The sequence below is a fragment of the Methylomonas sp. LWB genome (genome assembly GCF_001856095.1).
Classification (GTDB): Bacteria; Pseudomonadota; Gammaproteobacteria; order Methylococcales; family Methylomonadaceae; genus Methylomonas; species Methylomonas koyamae_A.
This window is the reverse complement of sequence record NZ_MKMC01000007.1, coordinates 26185-42484: the sequence shown is the minus strand read 5'-3', so window position 1 is coordinate 42484 and position 16300 is coordinate 26185. Positions and strand designations below refer to the sequence as shown.

Here is a 16300-nt window from a genome sequence, read left to right as displayed (position 1 = left end):
ATTGGCGAAATACCATCGGGGAAAAGGGACAGAACGCCAATGATGCGACCGTTCATTGGACCAAGCACTTTGCGGAATCTGCGAGTCCTGCGGTGGAAGGGAGGCAGAATGCGATCCACGGGAGGCAATCCTGCAGGGCTTATCCAATGACCGGGGGCGAGTCAATTGCCGACAGTAGGATGGGTAGAGCGAAGCGAAACCCATCAAACGAAATACCCCGATAAACCCGATATGACAGAATATCGCCGACATCGCCTCAAAGGCGGTTGTTATTTTTTCACAGTCAATTTGGCGGAACGACACCGGACTTTACTGACCGACAGGATTGAATTGCTTCGCGAATCTTTTCGTAACGTAAAAGATCAACACCCGTTTAATATCGACGCGATTGTTGTGTTACCGGAACATCTCCATACCATTTGGACCTTGCCGGAAGATGACGATGATTTTAGTTGTCGCTGGCGGCTGATCAAGACCCGCTTTACCAAACAGGTCGAAAAAGGCGAACGAATTTCCAAAAGCCGCGAACGCAAACAGGAACGCGGTATATGGCAAAGACGGTTTTGGGAGCATCGAATTAGAAACGAGGACGACTTCGTCAAGCATGTCGACTATATTCATGACAATCCAGTAAAACACAGCTATGTCCGTTGTGTTGCCGATTGGCGATATTCTTCGTTTCATGATTTCGTCAAACGCGGCATTCTCCCGGAAAATTGGGCGGGCGGCATCTATCCTGAATTGGATTTGGCGTAATCTATGGTGTTTTGATGGGTTTCGGCTAGCGCCTCTACCCATCCTACGAGCTGAATGGAAATTATATGCCAATCAATGAATTATCGTTTCGAGGATCATTTTTCGTTAGATATACGGAAACTATTTAATTCCTTGTTAGGCATGAAAATATGTACATCCTCGACATGAACCAACTAAAGGAGGGCGATGTTTTACTCACATCGGAGAAAAGCCTCACTAGCAAAGGTGTACGTGGGGTGACTTTCAGTGGCTTTTCTCATGCCATTCTATACGTTGGCCATGGAAGCTATATTCACTCCGACTCGAAAGGCGTTCATTCCGCGAACATACAAAGGCTACTTTTTGACAAACCCTCTAGGGTTAAGGTGCTTCGGCCTAAGGCGGGAGGCGTTGCTACTAACGCTTCAATGTATGCTCGCTCCCAGATAGGAAAGGAGTATTCGATCAAAGAAGCTGTTAGAACAAAGATCGGAACCCAAAGAAATAAAGAAAACAAGCAGTTTTGTTCCAGGCTTGTAGCGGAAGCTTTTGAACACGCCGGAAAAAAAGTAGTAGAAAATCCATCATATTGTTCTCCAGAAGATATTAATCACTCATCATTCTTCGATGAAGTATCTGGGGTTATTCGAATAGCAACAGAGGAAGAAGTAAGATTCGCAAAAAGCTTCAATCCGATACAAAGGCAGACAGAAATAACAAATGCAATATTATCTGAAGCAAGGCGCATCACAAAAAGCAAGATCCAAACTCTCGAAGAACTAACGCTTTATGTAACATCTAACCCGGCCTGTGCTGACAGTATAGTGGATGTATACACAAAATCTGGTTATCTCACTATGTGGCAATTTGAAATGGAGCAAAACCCATGGCGGTACAACGGGGAATTGTTCATGTCTTTGCCTATATCACGAGAAGAAAAACTTAGTCTCGCTAAGTTCGAGGCTGAAAGCGCAAAAAAGCAATTGGAATTGTATGAGTATAACTATCGCGCTTATGAACAGCTGGGCAAAAAGGCTTGGTCTTCCTATATCAGTATGAGCTTAAATTTATATAGTAATCTTTTGAAACAAATGACGTCTCGTCTTCAAGCATCGGAGTATGTCATAAAAAATGCCTAACAATGCCATAAACACGGACGTCAAAAAGCTGCGCCACTCGTTTCTCGCTATGCAGCTTTTTGCCTCCGGTTATGGCAGGCGTTAGCCATCGGAAACCATACAGATGTACTGTTATGCGTTTATAAGTTACCAAACCGCAGATAAGCAGATTGCGGGCCGAATCAAGGAACTTCTGGAATCTATCGGGATTACCTCATTTCTAGCACACGAAGATATTGATGTTTCCGAAGAATGGAGTGATGTAGGGTACGCATTGCGTACCTTCTTTGGCGTTTGACTCATCGGAAACCTTGAATATGATATGCGGTGCATACCCTACGCGGCTCATGCCCTCAATACGAGAGAGCATTCCACAAAGAATCATGGGGTTAAGCGTCAATGACAACATCATCCAACGCCCATTTCAAGTCTGGTGGACAAGGCTTTTGCGCCCACGCGAAGCAAATCGATGGGCAATTTTGCCCACCCTACAGCTGCTCGGCTTGGGGCGCGAGACTACTCGCAAGAATTGGCTGGCGGATGGTCGAAGAAATGGTCCAATTCCTTGGACGCATCGGATTACTCGGAGGTGATGGGAATGAACCGGGATGCCGGAAATAACCGCCGTGCAATTTTTGCCGATTTTTTCAAGCAGGATGTCCGAAAAAGTCTTTCGGAAAAAGGCTCGGGACGGGTTTATTAAACCCGTCCCACTCAAGGAAATGCATCGATCACGGCCAATATTTTTGTGCCTTACCGAAGTTTACGAGATAAACCCATAAAGCCAAGCGCGGATAAAAATAGTACGGCTGTTGGCGGTAAAGGCACAACGCTAGCCTCTATATGGTATGAATATTTATTTTCGCCTGCCGGTGAATCTGACGGTGAGCTACCTATCCAGGTAACGTTCGGATAAAAGGCAAAAAATTGCATTTCGTTACTCGTAAAATCAACCGATAAGGATTTACCGTCAAATGCTCCGGATATTTTAGGTGCAAATATATTAGGCATTGTAAAGCAAGCGCATATTGTGCCAGCAGGCAAAGAAAATGCTAAGTTATTTGGAAAAACCCCGTCCCGTAATGTCTGTGCTGGCAAATTCAGAGTAACATTCCGGCCGCTTGGCAGAATACCTGGCGAGACGTTAATGGCTTCCGTTTCTAATGAATAGAGGTAGTTGCGACCCAGTATGACATTAATATTGCCGCTTAAGGAAAAACGCTCACTCGGATGATAAATTGCTTCCGGCTGTGGCTCGCCGAATGGTATTCCCGAAGATAAATCCGGTATTTCACCCGCTGAATTTGGAAGAACTTCAACCCAAGGAATATCTTGAACCCAGCTTGTCGATGGATTTATTTGTAACGTAATAACCTGTGTCGCATGGCTAAGATTAGGAGCAAATAGCCAGGCAAATATTAAAATCGCACTATTATGTAAATTTCTTGTTTTCATATTTTGATATTAATCCTTTTAGTACCGGTCCAGCCAAATACGAAAATTGCTAAAGTTAATTGCACACGATAGTAGTCCCAACCTACAAAGGTTGTAATACCGCGACTATCATCGTTCCGAGTGGATTGGCGTCGGGGCGGGATCGGCTGATGCCGCTAACACGACTGTAGGTCAAGCTTTGATCGTCCAAGTTAAAAGGCGCTAGGTCGCCTCGGCTTGGAAGACGGTTAAGCTCAAAAGCAGGCTGATGGCCCAATATCTATTTCTATATTAGCCACCTTAAATGGTTCGTCTGCAGCCAACACTCGAATGTGTTGGGCTAGCCTTTTGCCATTATGCGTCGGTAACTACCGAACACTTGGGGGTCTAACGAACATTCAGCGCCGCTTTTCAGCATGATGACCAAAATATCAAATTTTGTAAAGCACTTAAAGTTATTTGATGTAAAGGTTTCATGACAACTCTTGACATTACAAAATTTGATTCTGCTAAACCCTCGGCAATGGTATATCTACGAGCATTATGGTCAATTTCACCCGCAGAGACGGGCCGCTTTCGGTGAGCATTTCGCCGTTGGCATTATGACTGCAGGTGTCTCTTCGTGGCCGTATTGCGCCGCCGTATAACGTCAATGACACCCGATGACGATCGATTGATGTCCAATATTCCGATCAAATCGCCGCTCTAAAACCGAAATACCGGAAAAGTTCAACAGGTTCAATAACGCTACAGGCTGGTCTTCGTTTCGGTCGTGAGCCGGCGCGCTAAGGTTGGTTAGTCGGCATTCCACTAGGCCGAGGCAATCGGACTGAATTCGGTTGGCGGCATCGGCGAACCGGCAGGAACGTTTATGATTCCTTCAAGGTCGTTTGTCGCTAGATTATTAGCCATGCTTGGGCGGACACAAGCTATTGGTCCAGATGTAAAATTTTCCGATATTTCAAAATGCACCGCTTCGGACGGCTATCGCCATCCGTCCGAATCGTCGGTCAGGAAAGTTCAGGACCCGCGTATTCCAAGCTTTGCTATCCGCGACGTTTCAAGCCCAGCAAACCCAATATGGCTGAACCAAACAACCAGGCCGCGCCAGGTACAGGCACTTGGCTGATCGTAAACACTTCCATGGCACCATAGGTGACATTGACGCCGTTGTAGTGTGAACCGTCGATAATGGAGTTTCCGCTGGAAGTATTGGTGTAGGTCGCCAGGTATGAATAACCAGTATTCAAACTGCTATCGACAAAGATATCGTAGCCGCTACCAAAACTTGGGCCATACGAGCTTTGGTTGAGTGTTATATAAGCACCAAATTGTAAAAAAAATTGACTATTGCTTAAATTGAAGAGGAATGAGCTTTGCTGAGTGGGGTTAGTGTGAGCGACAGAATTCCATGACTCGGGATTGTAGCCACCGATCACCGCGATATTTCCATTGTCTTCCGCTGCTTGCATCACCACAAAGGTCCGGCCTTTATTGTCAACCGCATTGTGGAAATCAACGGAAGTGGCGCCGGGTGATTTAGTGAATATATTGGTCAACGCGATAGGGCCTTCGCCAAGCTGATTTTCCAGTTGGCTCAGATAGGTTTCGGTCAACAGCGAACTGCCGCCGACAATGATAGCCGCCTGGGCTGGCATAACCGATGCCGCCAACAACACGCCTGACAGGCAGACTGTCGTCATCATGTGGTTTTGATGCTGCATAATCTTGAACTCCATGGTTAAAAATGGGAAACCCTGTTAGTGAGCAAACTCTGTGCCTTCGTAAAGTATGCTAAAAATCAATGAATTAAAAACGCCGTATCAAGCTTGCGTAAAATTTTTTGACAATTTTAAAACGCTATAAGTAGCCCATTTATCCAATAAGTCTTTAAGGACGCTCCGAAAAAGCCTGGGTGGGCAAGGTTTTGTGCTCGCGCGAAATTGATCGGTGGGCAAATTTGTCCGCCTGTTTCCAAGTCCTTTAATGCTTGCCAATGGTCTTCAACATCGACCGCCCCGGCAATTCAGTCAATCTTGACGCTGTTTAAAGCGGATATTTGCTTCGATCGCTTTGGGTTTGGGGGCAATCAACCGTTGCTCCGGAACGGAATGATCCGGGGAGATAGCGATTTTCAGGGAAGGCGACCTTTCAGGAACATTTCATTTATAACAGACCGATCTACCAAATCCGGTAGCCGAAAAAACGGCGCAAGCGACCAGATAGCCTTGCCAGCAATTCTCAAAGCCTTGCGCTCGAAGTTCCGAATAATAAACGCAAGGTTCCGAGCCTTGCCCGCAACGCTAAATGTCTTGCGCGCAATGCTCAGCGTGATAAACGCAAGGCGCCGAGCCTTGCCCGCAACTCTCAAAGCCTTGCGCGCGACACTCCGAGTGATAAACGCAAGGTTCCGAGCCTTGCCCGCAACACTAAATGTCTTGCGCGCAATGCTCAGCGTGATAAACGCAAGGCGCCGAGCCTTGCTCGCAACGCCAAAAGCCTTGCGCGCAAAGCTCCGAGCAATAAACGCAAGGCGCCGAGCCTTGCCCGCAACGCTAAAAGCCTTGCTCGTAAGCCAAAAAGCCTTGCGAGCCGGCCGCAATGCCAAACGCAGCGCGGAATTCGAACGGGCGGGCTAGTGCGGCCGCCGGCGAGCGGTTTGCGCAGGTTCGGTTCGCGGCTGGCCGGTGTCGACGGTATCGCCGCCAACCGGCTGCCCTTGGCCGGTAAGCGCGGTTCACTGGCGCGGCACTTTAACTTAAATTTAATGGGGTATTCAGCTTGAGCTTATCGCCGTCGAATAGGATTTTGGCTTCCTAATCTTATTCGTTCAGGAGAACAAACCGTATGAACCACGCCTTATCCGTCAGGCTATTCAGTTTTCTTACCGTGTTGGGCCTGTCGGCCAGCGCCGTTGCCGCTACCACCGTGCAAATCGGTCCCAGCGGTAAAACCTTCGCGTCGGCGGCCGTCGCTTGCGCGATCAATCCGGCGACCGGCGCCCAAGCCGCTACGATTCAAGCGGGGCTGTTCAATCCCAGCGCCAAAACCACGGCCACGGTTCGCCTCAATGGCGGCACGGTCGCTAAAGTGACCGCGGCCCAGCCCGCCGTGCCGGTTTGGCTGGCGGACGGCAATAACAGCGTGGTGGTGGCTCTGTCCAAACGGGTTGCCGACACCTATACGTTCACGGTCCAAGCGGATTTCTGCAGCCTGCCGGATACCTCGGGCAATACCTTCAGCAGCGACGGCACCTTAGAGTACGCGGCTAGCGGCAAATCCTACGCGCTGGTCAGCCCCGGTTGCGCCTTCAATCCGGCCACCGGCAATGCCCAACCCTTTGTTAACCTGTTCGATAACGGCACTTATCTATTGAACGTGTCGATCAACGGCACGCCGTTAACCCAATTGAACGGCACCACGCGTAAAGCCGTGCCGGTGTTTTTGGGCGCGGGCCCGAACGTGATCTCGGCCGCGAACGGCACGCTGTCCACCGACTACTACATCCGCGATGGCGGCGACGGTACCTGCACTCTGCCGTAAGCCGCCGCTCGTATCGATTTGCAAACCTCGTTATCCACTTTGCCGCCCGGGATGGGCGGCTTTTTTTTGCTCGAAATCCGGCCGCCGTGCGGCGCCGGCCGCCTTGTCTTCCGCGCTCTTGGAGTTAGTCAAAGCCTATCGGCCATGCGGGTCTGCTTGCGACTAAAGCCATTAGGCTAAGCAACGGCGTAGCGTACCCCGTTTTAGTCAACGCGCGCGAAACCCGGATACCCCAGCAAACGACAGGCGTATGGCCTAAACTTGGCGCATGAATCTACCCGTATTGTTTTTCATCGCCGGTCTGCTGGTATTGCTGATAGTGTTTTGGCGGCGTTTACGGCGTTCCGCCCGTGCCGACTATATTCGTACTTACCGTTTTCCGCCGGCGCTTTACGACAAGCTTCGCAAGCGCCGGCCGGAATTGGCATTAAAGGATTGCCAGTTGGTGGGGCGCGCCTTGCGGCAGTTTTTCCTGGCTTATTTGCTGGGTGGTCGCCGTTACGTGTCCATGCCCTCGCAAGTGGTCGACGATCTCTGGCATGAATTGATTTTATATACCCGCCATTACGACAGTTTCTGCAAAAAAGCCTTTGGCGGCTTTCTGCACCATACGCCGGCGGTGGTGCTGAGCCGGGATAAACAAAACAACAGCGGTTTGCGCCGAATTTGGTGGCTGACTTGCCGCGACGAGAATATCGATCCGCGCAATCCCAGTCGTTTGCCGTTACTGTTTGCTATCGATAAAAAACTCCAGATTACCGACGGCTTTGTCTATGTGCCGGATTGTCGCGGCGTGCGGCGCGAAGACGATACCGGCGGAGGGACGGCCTACTGCGGCGGGGATTTCTCCAGCAACGATTTCGACGGCTCGACCGACGGCTTCGGCGACGGGTCCTGGAGCGGCGACAGTAGCGATGGCGGTAATAGTGACGGCGGCGATGGCGGTTGTGGTGGCGGCTGCGGCGGCGGCGATTGACGCGGCGATGGCCGACGGCGGCCAGTGCTCGGCGAGTTGTCGCCCCGCTTTTTCAACGGAGGAAGGCACTTGAGATTGAAACCATTCGCGATGCCCATGCCGAATAGCGTCGTTCCTTAGGTATCTGACCGAGACTTTGGAGGTCGATCATGCCGAACTTTTCGGGCTTGTCTCGCATCGATATCGATGGACAGCATCGGGCCGCCAGCGCGCGTAAAGCGCGGCGTTGCGGCCTTCTTCAGGCGTTCGCTTGCCAGGACGGTGGTTCGCGATGACAATCCCCGCCGAGATGACTTCTTTACTACCCCAACAAATCGCGCCGGTCGATCCCCGTCAACGCGCATTGACCGAGACCTATCTGGCCAGCCGGATCGATGCGCTGGCGCGTTATTTTTTAGGGTTGCGGGCCGAGGTCGATGCCCAATTGGCGCTTAGTCTGCCCGACGCCGCCGGCAAGGCCTATCCCTACGGGCGCTGCGAGGAAATTACCCGCGAGGTGTATGCGCTGTTGGCGACCCGGCTGCGATTGGCCGAGACCCCGGTCGAACGCTGGCTGCACGAATTCATTGCTCACGGCGGCTTCGTCCGTTCGGTATGGGGCGTGTTGCGCGAGCAATATTTCCAAAATGCGTTGCAAGTGGGCGGATTGTATGTGGATGTCGCCAACGATACCGTCGATGTCGCCAAACCGCCGGTGGAAATCCTGCCGCTGGAAAGCAGCGGCTTGCTGGCGGTGCGCGATCTCGCGCATTTTCGCCGTACCGCCGAAGCGTATTGGGGCGCGACGGTTTACGCCAATCACGTACTGCCGTCGCTGGCGCCCTTGTTGCCGATGGTGTCGGTCAGTCCCGGCCGGCTGCGGCCCGGTTTGCAATCGGCTTGCGATTACATGATCGCGCTGATGTGCCGCGATGGCTTCGAACAAGCCGAAGCTTGGCTGCGCGACGGCCCGCCGCCGCCGGCCGAATTGGCGGTGGAACTGCTGAACCAGACGCCGGCCGATTTGCGGCCATGGACCGAGCGGGGGGGCGACGAGGCCGTTGCCGCCTGCCGGCGCGCCCGACTTGGTGCTTGCGCCGCCGACGACCGCTGGCGGCAAGCGCGGGTGTTGGATTACTTGCGTTCGTTGCAAAGCCCGCCGGCCGCGAATCCGGCACCGTCGGCCGGCTGATACGCGGGATTTGTAAACGCGGATAGGGGCAGGGCGGCGATAGCGCGCCAGTTAGCTGAATTCCCGTGAATTTAGGACTTATCGAGTGGCCTATATCAGTTTTATTGTCCCGCCCCCCCTCGGCTCCGCTCGGGGCAAGCCTCGATTGCCTTCAGTGCAGGCCTCTGTTCCGCTCTGGGCCAGTCTGGTTTCGTTCGGGGGGCCTCGGCTTCGCTCTGGGCCAGTCTGGTTTCGTTCGGAGGTGTCCTCGGCTTCGCTTGGGGCTAGTCTGGCTTCGTGAGGGGCAAGCTTCGGCTTTATTCGGGGCCGGCCTGGCTTGGTTTTGCGGCGGGCCGACAGGCTTGGCGAACCAGTCTTACTATGAAAGTCAGCGAATGCAGTCACCCAATTCGGTGTCGGAGCGCTGTCAATCGCGGCTAAAGCCGCTCCCGCGCCAGGACTTTCAATTGCCGGGGCGACGCAGCAGTTTCATGAGCGTTAGGGGGCCTGAACTCGGCGGCCTTGTTTCCGCTAGGGGGCCTGCCATGCTTGGCGAATCATCCGCGCGGTCCCTGAGCAGAGCCGCGGCTTGTCCCGAACGGAGCCGAAGGCGGTCCCTGAGTGGAGCCGAGGCTTGCCCCGAACGGAGCCGAGGGCGGTCTCTGAGCGGAGTCGAGGGCGGTCCCTGAGCGGAGCCGAAGGGCCGCTAAGCCTTTCGGCGCCATCCTGTAGGATAATGGCGTTTTTTCCATTCCCGTCGTTTTATCCAAACCGTATTGCTGACTATGAACTGTGATTCCGTGTTAACCATCGCTCAACAAAGCCGCGTGGCGGCTCGTCAATTGGCCTCGGTGTCGGCGGCCGCCCGCAATCGCGCCTTGGCGAACATGGCCGAAGCGCTGGAGGCGGTTAAGCAATCCGTGCTGGAGGTCAACGCGCTGGAAATCGCCAAGGCGCGCGATGCGGGTCAGTCGGACGCGATGGTCAAGCGGCTGACGATAGACGACAAGACCTTCAATTACATGTTGTCGCGTCTGACGAAAGTCGCGCAACTGCCGGACCCGCTGAATCGGGTGCTGACCGGCCATACCAACCCGGCCGGCTTGCGGGTGTATAAAAAATCGGTGCCGCTGGGGGTGATCGGCATTATTTACGAGTCGCGTCCCAACGTCACCACCGATGCTGCCGGCGTCTGCATTAAAAGCGGCAACGCGGTGATTTTGCGCGGCGGATCGGAAGCGCTGCAAACCAACGCCATTTTGACCGATGCAATGGTCGCCGGCGCGGTCGCGGCCGGCTTGCCGCAACACGCGATTCAGATCATACGCATGCCCGGCCACGAAGCGGTCGGCGAATTGCTGAAAATGGACGGTTATATCGACGTGCTGATCCCGCGCGGCGGGAAGGGCTTGATTCAGCGTATCGCCGAAGGCACCCGAATTCCGGTCATCAAGCATTACGACGGGATTTGCCATTTGTATTTGGCCGGCGACGCCGAGCCCGACAAGGCGGTGGCCTTGGCGGTCAACTCCAAATGTCAAAGCGTGCAGGTTTGCAATGCGCTGGAAACCTTGCTGGTCGATAGCCAATGCGCCGAACAATTACTGCCGTTGTTGAACGAAGCATTTACCGCGAATCATATCGAACTGCGCGGTTGCGAGCGTACCCAAACGTTGTTGCCCGGTATCGCCGCCGCCGGCGAAGAGGATTGGTCCACCGAATATCTGGCGCCGATTTTGTCGGTGAAAGTCGTGGCCGGCATCCAGGCCGCGATCGATCATATCAACCGTTACGGTTCCGGCCACACCGACGGCATCGTTACCCAAAGTCTGAGTCTGGCCCGGCAATTCGAGGAACAGGTGGATTCGGCATCGGTGATGATCAATGCCTCGACCCGGTTATCGGGCGGCGGCGATTACGGCTTGGGTTCGGTCGTCGGTATCAGTACCGATAAACTCCACGTGCGCGGTCCGGTCGGTCCCGACGAACTGACGACCTATAAGTGGGTGGCGGTGGGGGACGGGCATTTGCGGGCTTAGCGTTTGGCGCCAGGCTCGTCGGGGTAGGATCCGCAACGATCGATCGCGACCCAGCGCGCGCCGGATTGCCTCCAACGAGGAAGGTCATCGGCCTAATCGGCGTTTAGGGCGCTGAGCAAGTTTTCCGGATGAAGCAGTTGCTGTTTGATCTCGGCCGCGCGCCAATCCGGGTGCAATTGCAATAATAACGCGGTAAGTCCGGCAACATGGGGCGTGGCGAAGGAGCTGCCGGTCATGAAGTCGTAGGACTCGTGAGGTAAGGTCGTCAAAATATCCCGGCCCGGCGCCGCGATTTGGTTGCCGTCCGCCTTAAGGTTGAGGTCGAGTTGATTCACGGCGATGACGCCGGGAATGTTGGCTGGAAATCCGCCGGCCAGCGGGTTGCCCGGCACGGCGGCGATAACGATGATGTCTTTGGTCAGGGCTTTTTCGATCAGCATTTTCAGCAACGGGTCTTCCGGTCCGCTCAAACTGAGGTTAATAATCCGCGCATTCATCCGAATCGCTTGATTCAAGGCCAAGGCCAGCGTGAAACTGTTGCAGCGAGCGGCCAGCGCATTGGGTTGTTCCGGCCAACACGCACGAAGCGCCAGGACGTCGGCGGCCGGCGCGATACCGGCGATCCCGATGCCGTTGTCGGGGCGCGCCGATAACACGCCGGCCACCGCAGTACCGTGCATGTCGGCCAGATTATGATCGCCAGGTTCCGGGGCCAAGTTTTCCGAATAATCGATTTGGCCTTTCAAATCCGGATGTTCCACGTCGACGCCGGTATCGATCAGCGCGATGCGTATGCCTTGGCCGGTGGCTCGCTTATGCCATTCGCCGATGTTCAACGCGTTGTACGCGGTTTGCAACGGCAAATAGGGGTCGCCGTGCGTCGGATTTCCGGCCGGCGGGTCGGCCAGCACTTGGAAGCTCTGCATCGCTTGCACCGAGCCGACATCGTCGTCGTTTTGCAATTCGCCGATGACTTGCGGTAACGGCAGTGAGTTCGGAATTTCGTAAACCACGCAACTGACACCGAGTTCCGTGACCGGCCATTGGGCGACGAAGCGCAGTTGGTGGCGTTCCGCCAGCTTTAGCGCGATACGCTCGCTCCAGGACGAATTGCCGTAAGTGCCGCGCGTCCGATAGCGATCCTGGGAATTGCCGGGTAAATCGCGTTGAATGCCGCGGTCGATAAAGGTCACCAAAATTCGCCGTTCCCGATCGGCAGGCTGGTCGCCGAGGTTCGCGAAGTCGATTCGATCGGCGCAACCGCATCCGAGTAACAAGAGTATCGCGAGTGTCGCTACACGGATCGGATTCATGGTTGTATCACAGGCTCCGCCAGCAACACGTCGGATCGGCTCCTGAGCAGGGCGATGGCTTGCTCCAGATTCGGGTGACCGTCCTCGGTGCTCAGACGCACGGTCAAGGCGCCGACACTATTGGCTTCGCCTTGTTGTTCGCCGTGTAAATCCCGGAGCACGGCCGATATATCCGTAGCCGATACGGTATTGGCAAAGACCACGCGCAAGGTCGGCGCCGCGAGTCCGGCGGGCTTGGCGGTTGCCAAGGTCCGGTAGCCGTCGGTGCCGATCGGCATGAGCCGCCAGCCCAGCGGCATTAAGGCCAGCAAGATCGAAGCCGCCAATGCGTAGCGGAAACCGCGATGTTTGCTATAAGCGTTCAGGCGGCGGGGCGTCCGCGACGGTACCTGGCGATCGTTGGGCGCGGCCGAGTCGGCCGAGCGGTCGCGGGAGCGAAGTTTGGCGGAAACGTTGGCGAACGACGTTTCCGCGGCGATATCCAGATCGGTTGATTGGCTGATGGCTTGCGCCAGCTTTTTCAGACCTTGCAATTCCCGGCGGCAGGTCAGGCAGGTCCGAATGTGTTTATCCACCAGTCGGTACTCCGCTTCCGGCAGGCTGTCGTTGGCGTACCACGGCAGCAGTCGCTGAACTTGTTGATGTTGGGCTTGGGTGTGGGCTTCGGCGTTCATCGGTCTAATCTCCCTGGCCTAGGCAAAGGCTTGCAGCTTTTTGCGGGCATGGAACATACGGGTTTTCACGGTATTCTCCGGGCAGTCCAGGATTTTGGCGATTTCCTGGTAGGGCAGGCCGTGGTAGAAGGTCAATTCGATCACGGCACGTTGATCGGGCGGCAGATGGGCCAGCGCGCGGTTCAACCAATCGGCGGTCTCGAAATTGTCGGCCAAATTGGCCAACGGATCGCCCAAGGTTTCGTGAAAGTCTTCGATATCGACATCCGCGCAGTATTTGCCAGCTTTGGACAAGGCCTTCAGCGCCTTGCGATAAGCGATACCGAATACCCAAGTCGAGACTTTGCTTTCGTGGTTGAAGCGCTCCGGTTGCTCCCAGATCAGTAACAGGGTTTCCTGTATCAATTCTTCGATATTTTCGGCGTCGCGAGTGACGCGCAAAATAAATCGAAACAAGCGCGGGTAGTACAGTTTATAAAAAATCTCGAAGGCTTGAGCGTCCCCTTCGGCAATACGGAGCAGAATTGCCTGTTCATCGACGGGATGTTCGGTGTGGTTCGGCATGGGTGGTATTGAATTACGCACTGGACGCAGCATCATCTAACCTTGGTCGCGGATCCTCGGGTGGTCTCGGGTATATGCCGCGCTGGGCGTCCAAGGTTCAATGACGGTTCGCTTTTAAAATCCGACAGTGACCGAAAATAGATAGCGGTCGTCTTGCCGGCGCGGATAGAATTCGTCTTGATTCGGATCGGCGTGGTGATGAGCCGTCAACGCGGCGTCCAAGTAGCGCATATCGACCGACACATGTTCGTTCACAAACCAGGAAAGACCGGCATTCCAGTAAAAATAGTCCTGGCCCAACAATCTACCTGCTTGATGGTAGCCCAAACCTGCCGAAAATTGTATGGTATCCCAAATGTCGCGCCGATAATTCAGTTCGTAATTGGGCACGTCGGCCTGTCGTTGGTAGGCATTGGGAGCGACCGAAATCGTGGCGCTCAGCCAGTCGCGGAAATGTAGCGAGGCGGAATATTCGGCATAGTCGGCGGAGTGGTTGAATAGTTTGTTATCGAAAAGGTATCCGCTAACCGACAGCTCGGCCCGCCAATCTCTGTCGATCGGCCAATTCCAACCGAAATAAGGTTTGATTTCAATTTCCGCGCGGTTGCTGTTTGTTTGGTCGTCGAAGCGAACTTGAGACAAGCCGAGGCCGGCGAACCAGCCGATCTCGTGCTGGTAATCCAGATGGGCTTGAGCCAACGGATTGCCGCGATTTTTGGAGTAGCCCCGGTAGATGTAATCGCTGAGGAAGGTCAAGCTACCGTGCCATTCGGCCACGGCGGGCGGGGTGTCCGGTAACCAACAAGCCAGACCTACCGCCAATGAAAACAAACCTTTGCGAAAAATAGTCCTAAACTCCATAAGGGAGGGTAGCGATGGCGGGGATTCACACCTCGACGTAGCGGTAGGCAACGGCGCTTATTCGACGCATTATTTACCAGTTACATTGAACCTTCAACTTATTCGGAGAATAGCTCGATCTGGCTATGCATTGGTTCGGGAGAATCGGGTGAGTCGTAACTTGCGACTGTATTGCGCAACTAGATATTCTGCTTGTAAGTGTTATCCGCCGAAACTGGTCTCGCCGCCGCAATCGGATAGTTAAGAGAGCGTTAAGAAAGCTTGTCTACAGTCGCCCGCAAGTCAATTACAACGGATCGTCATGAATACCTCGCTTAGTGTAAGCACTCAAAGACTCAGGGAAGATTGCATTAGTGGCGGAATCTATGTCGCAACGGACGGCATGTTGAGATTTTGCGTCACCGGTCCGGTGATGGAGCTACCTATCGATTTTAAGGAATGGTATCAAGCGGAGGCCGAGGATGTGGCTGCGGATCGCTTTAAGGCCGCTTAACGACAGCTCTTCTTTTGAATGCCCAGATGATAGGCACGTGCGCCGGCATTAAGGAAATGCGCGGCGGGTAACCGACGAGATGGGGGAGCTCTCGTCGGCTGTTGCCAAAGATAAAGAATTAGTGCGCGCTGTAATGGCTTTCGATGTAGCGCTCGACCAATTCCTGAAACTCGCCGGCAATGTTATCGCCTTTTAACGTCACGGTTTTAACGCCGTCTTCGAATACCGGCGCGACCGGCGTTTCTCCGGTGCCCGGCAAGCTGATGCCGATATTGGCGTTCTTGCTTTCGCCCGGTCCATTGACGACGCAGCCCATCACCGCGACTTTCATCTCTTCGACGCCTTGATACTTGTTTTTCCAGAGCGGCATTTGGTCGCGCAAATAGCCTTGAATATCTTGGGCCAGTCTTTGGAAATAGTCGCTGGTGGTGCGGCCGCAACCGGGGCAAGCAGTGACCATCGGCGTAAACGAGCGGAAGCCCATCGTTTGCAGAATCTCCTGAGCCACGACAACTTCCTTGGTGCGGGCGGCGCCGGGTTCCGGCGTTAGCGAAATACGGATCGTATCGCCGATGCCTTGTTGCATCAGTATACCCAGTGCCGCCGACGAGGCGACAATACCCTTGGAGCCCATGCCGGCTTCGGTCAGACCTAAATGCAAGGCATAGTCGCAACGCTCGGACAGGTCTTGGTAAATGCTGATTAATTCCTGCACATCGCTGATTTTGCAGGAAAGAATGATTTTGTCCTTGCCCAGCCCTAGCTCTTGCGCCTTGGCGGCGCTTTCCAACGCGGATAGCACGATGGCTTCGCGAGTGATGGCCGGTAACTCCTTAGGCTCCGCCAGTTGGCGGTTTTCATCGAGCAGGCGGGTTAGCACCGCCTGATCCAGACTACCGCCGTTAACGCCGATCCGTACCGGTTTGTTGTACTGGATCGCGAATTCGATCATTTGTTGGAATTGCGGATCGCGGGCTTTACCCTTGCCGACGTTGCCGGGATTGATTCGGTATTTGGCTAGGGCCTGGGCGCAGTCCGGATATTTTTCCAATAATTTGTGGCCGTTGAAATGGAAGTCGCCGATAATCGGTACCGAAAACCCTTTTTGCTCTAGCTGGTTAACGATTTCCGGGACGGCCTTGGCGGCTTCCTCGGTGTTGACGGTGATCCTGACCAATTCCGACCCGGCGGTCGCCAATTCCATAATCTGCTGTACGCTTCCCGCAACATCGGTAGTATCCGTGTTGGTCATGGATTGGACTACAATCGGAGCGCCGCCGCCGACTCTGACGTTGCCAACCAAAACCTGTTGAGTGTGCTTTCTGGGACTTATGGACATAGAAATGTTTTGCAAGAAATCGAAGTTGTTTGGAAAAATACCAAGCGTTTTACTCGGTCTT

Annotated in this window: 15 protein-coding genes; 7 read left to right on the top strand and 8 right to left on the bottom strand. The window is 54.0% G+C overall.

The window, feature by feature from the left end; genetic code table 11:
• The first annotated feature begins 231 nt into the window (after positions 1-231).
• From BJL95_RS03705 to BJL95_RS03695, 3 genes are all read left to right on the top strand, one after another.
• Positions 232-756: a transposase gene (locus BJL95_RS03705; RefSeq protein ID WP_071155585.1), complete on the top strand. Its 525-nt coding sequence runs from the start codon at positions 232-234 to the stop codon at positions 754-756.
• Positions 757-905: 149 nt separating this feature from the next.
• Positions 906-1874: a YiiX/YebB-like N1pC/P60 family cysteine hydrolase gene (locus BJL95_RS03700; RefSeq protein ID WP_064026774.1), complete on the top strand. Its 969-nt coding sequence runs from the start codon at positions 906-908 to the stop codon at positions 1872-1874.
• A 448-nt stretch (positions 1875-2322) separates the two neighbouring features.
• Positions 2323-2556 carry a hypothetical protein gene (locus BJL95_RS03695; RefSeq protein ID WP_071155583.1) on the top strand — a complete coding sequence of 78 codons (234 nt, stop codon included), beginning with the start codon at positions 2323-2325 and terminating at the stop codon, positions 2554-2556.
• A gap of 50 nt (positions 2557-2606) precedes the next feature.
• On the opposite strand, the gene BJL95_RS24440 is transcribed toward BJL95_RS03695, so the two are convergent.
• From BJL95_RS24440 to BJL95_RS03685, 3 genes are all read right to left on the bottom strand, one after another.
• Positions 2607-3308 (bottom strand): hypothetical protein, encoded by a 702-nt coding sequence (locus BJL95_RS24440; protein WP_139306114.1) that lies wholly within the window; start codon positions 3306-3308, stop codon positions 2607-2609.
• Positions 3309-4333: 1025 nt separating this feature from the next.
• A complete protein-coding gene (locus BJL95_RS03690; RefSeq protein WP_175463639.1) occupies positions 4334-5011 on the bottom strand; it encodes a PEP_CTERM-anchored TLD domain-containing protein in 678 nt (225 codons plus the stop codon).
• A gap of 410 nt (positions 5012-5421) precedes the next feature.
• Positions 5422-5895: a hypothetical protein gene (locus tag BJL95_RS03685; protein ID WP_139306113.1), complete on the bottom strand. Its 474-nt coding sequence runs from the start codon at positions 5893-5895 to the stop codon at positions 5422-5424.
• Between the two features lie 239 nt (positions 5896-6134).
• Between BJL95_RS03685 and BJL95_RS03680 the strand changes: the two genes are divergently transcribed.
• The 4 genes from BJL95_RS03680 (at position 6135) to BJL95_RS03665 (ending at position 10995) form a co-directional block, all read left to right on the top strand.
• Positions 6135-6830: a hypothetical protein gene (locus BJL95_RS03680; protein ID WP_254786674.1), complete on the top strand. Its 696-nt coding sequence runs from the start codon at positions 6135-6137 to the stop codon at positions 6828-6830.
• Positions 6831-7098: 268 nt separating this feature from the next.
• Positions 7099-7806, top strand: coding sequence for a hypothetical protein (locus tag BJL95_RS03675; RefSeq protein ID WP_071155579.1), 708 nt, complete (start codon positions 7099-7101; stop codon positions 7804-7806).
• A gap of 271 nt (positions 7807-8077) precedes the next feature.
• Positions 8078-8977: a hypothetical protein gene (locus BJL95_RS03670; RefSeq protein WP_071155577.1), complete on the top strand. Its 900-nt coding sequence runs from the start codon at positions 8078-8080 to the stop codon at positions 8975-8977.
• Between the two features lie 764 nt (positions 8978-9741).
• Positions 9742-10995: a glutamate-5-semialdehyde dehydrogenase gene (locus BJL95_RS03665; protein WP_071155575.1), complete on the top strand. Its 1254-nt coding sequence runs from the start codon at positions 9742-9744 to the stop codon at positions 10993-10995.
• A gap of 92 nt (positions 10996-11087) precedes the next feature.
• On the opposite strand, the gene BJL95_RS03660 is transcribed toward BJL95_RS03665, so the two are convergent.
• The 5 genes from BJL95_RS03660 to ispG all read right to left on the bottom strand — a co-directional run bounded on the left by BJL95_RS03660 (position 11088) and on the right by ispG (position 16239).
• Positions 11088-12308: a S8 family serine peptidase gene (locus BJL95_RS03660; RefSeq protein WP_071155573.1), complete on the bottom strand. Its 1221-nt coding sequence runs from the start codon at positions 12306-12308 to the stop codon at positions 11088-11090.
• The gene (locus BJL95_RS03655; RefSeq protein ID WP_071155571.1) at positions 12305-12982 is read right to left on the bottom strand and encodes a zf-HC2 domain-containing protein; all 678 of its coding nucleotides are present in this window, start codon (positions 12980-12982) and stop codon (positions 12305-12307) included. The genes BJL95_RS03660 and BJL95_RS03655 overlap by 4 nt, the downstream gene beginning before the upstream one ends.
• An 18-nt stretch (positions 12983-13000) precedes the next feature.
• The gene (locus BJL95_RS03650) at positions 13001-13546 is read right to left on the bottom strand and encodes an RNA polymerase sigma factor (RefSeq protein ID WP_071155569.1); all 546 of its coding nucleotides are present in this window, start codon (positions 13544-13546) and stop codon (positions 13001-13003) included.
• Between the two features lie 114 nt (positions 13547-13660).
• Complete coding sequence (locus BJL95_RS03645) at positions 13661-14323, bottom strand: TorF family putative porin (protein WP_254786673.1); 663 nt, start codon at positions 14321-14323, stop codon at positions 13661-13663.
• 695 nt (positions 14324-15018) lie between these two features.
• Positions 15019-16239: a flavodoxin-dependent (E)-4-hydroxy-3-methylbut-2-enyl-diphosphate synthase gene (gene ispG, locus BJL95_RS03635; RefSeq protein ID WP_071155563.1), complete on the bottom strand. Its 1221-nt coding sequence runs from the start codon at positions 16237-16239 to the stop codon at positions 15019-15021.
• Positions 16240-16300 lie beyond the last annotated feature (61 nt).

Coding starts and splice junctions, on each gene's coding strand:
- ispG (WP_071155563.1), bottom strand. CDS start 16,239: ATGTCCATAAGTCCCAGAAAGCACACTCAACAGGTTTTGGTTGGCAAC.
- BJL95_RS03670 (WP_071155577.1), top strand. CDS start 8,078: ATGACAATCCCCGCCGAGATGACTTCTTTACTACCCCAACAAATCGCG.
- BJL95_RS03655 (WP_071155571.1), bottom strand. CDS start 12,982: ATGAACGCCGAAGCCCACACCCAAGCCCAACATCAACAAGTTCAGCGA.
- BJL95_RS03665 (WP_071155575.1), top strand. CDS start 9,742: ATGAACTGTGATTCCGTGTTAACCATCGCTCAACAAAGCCGCGTGGCG.
- BJL95_RS03680 (WP_254786674.1), top strand. CDS start 6,135: ATGAACCACGCCTTATCCGTCAGGCTATTCAGTTTTCTTACCGTGTTG.
- BJL95_RS24440 (WP_139306114.1), bottom strand. CDS start 3,308: ATGAAAACAAGAAATTTACATAATAGTGCGATTTTAATATTTGCCTGG.
- BJL95_RS03650 (WP_071155569.1), bottom strand. CDS start 13,546: ATGCCGAACCACACCGAACATCCCGTCGATGAACAGGCAATTCTGCTC.
- BJL95_RS03695 (WP_071155583.1), top strand. CDS start 2,323: ATGGGCAATTTTGCCCACCCTACAGCTGCTCGGCTTGGGGCGCGAGAC.
- BJL95_RS03705 (WP_071155585.1), top strand. CDS start 232: ATGACAGAATATCGCCGACATCGCCTCAAAGGCGGTTGTTATTTTTTC.
- BJL95_RS03675 (WP_071155579.1), top strand. CDS start 7,099: ATGAATCTACCCGTATTGTTTTTCATCGCCGGTCTGCTGGTATTGCTG.
- BJL95_RS03690 (WP_175463639.1), bottom strand. CDS start 5,011: ATGCAGCATCAAAACCACATGATGACGACAGTCTGCCTGTCAGGCGTG.
- BJL95_RS03660 (WP_071155573.1), bottom strand. CDS start 12,308: ATGAATCCGATCCGTGTAGCGACACTCGCGATACTCTTGTTACTCGGA.
- BJL95_RS03700 (WP_064026774.1), top strand. CDS start 906: ATGTACATCCTCGACATGAACCAACTAAAGGAGGGCGATGTTTTACTC.